This is a genomic window from Dietzia sp. DQ11-71 (genome assembly GCF_014144995.1).
GTDB lineage: Bacteria > Actinomycetota > Actinomycetes > Mycobacteriales > Mycobacteriaceae > Dietzia > Dietzia kunjamensis.
Genome location: NZ_JAALDT010000371.1, coordinates 1 through 870, shown reverse-complemented (window position 1 = coordinate 870; position 870 = coordinate 1). Strand labels below are relative to the sequence as shown.

At 74.1% G+C, this 870-nt stretch carries 1 protein-coding gene; it reads left to right on the top strand.

The window, feature by feature from the left end; translation table 11 throughout:
- Window positions 1-870 (top strand): sensor histidine kinase (locus tag G6023_RS12830; protein ID WP_182635862.1); only part of this gene is annotated, 870 nt, incomplete at both ends.

Genomic DNA, 870 nt, shown 5'->3' with positions numbered 1-870 from the left:
CCGCGCCGGCGGGCGCGGGCCGGGGCGACGAGCGCGAGCGCAGACGCGGCATGGCACTGGCCGTCGTGGCGGTGGCGGGCGCGGTGCTCTCGTTCATGGTGACCACCGCCACGGGACTGAGCGTCATCGTCCCCGTCCTCGTCGTGGCCCTGGGGGCCGGGCTGGTCTGGCAGCAGTACGACGGTGGGGGACGAGTCGCGCCGCGGTCGGTCTTCGACTGGGCCAGGGTCACCGCAGGGGCCACCCTCGTCGTCGTCGGGCTCGCCGTCGTCGTCCTCGGTCAGGTCGAGTTCGCCGCGCTGCGGTCGTCCCTCCTCGCGGTCGTGGCCACCCTCGTCGGCGTGGGACTGCTCAGCGTGCCGGTCGGACTGCGACTGTGGCGGTCCCTCGAGGAGGAGCGCGCGGCGCGGATCCGCGAGTCCGAACGCAGCGACATCGCCTCCCACCTGCACGATTCCGTCCTGCAGACCCTGGCACTCATCCAGAAGAGGTCCGATGACCCGGGCCAGGTGGCGCGGCTCGCCCGCCGGCAGGAACGGGAGCTCCGGCAGTGGCTGTTCGGCGCAGGCTCCCGGATGTCCTCGGGCGCGGCGACCTTCGCGGGGGCGGTCGAGGTGATGGTCGGCGACGTCGAGGACGTCTACGGACTGCGGGTGGACCAGGTCGTGGTGGGCGGTGACGGCCCGGTCGGAGACGCCGGGGAGGCCGTCCTGGGTGCCGTCCGCGAGGCCCTGGTCAACGTCGCCAAGCACGCCGGCGTCGACACCGCCGACGTGTTCGTGGAGAACGACGGACGCACGGTCAGCGCGTTCGTCCGCGACCGCGGACGCGGCTTCGACCCCGATGCCGTGGGCGGCGACCGCCACGGGC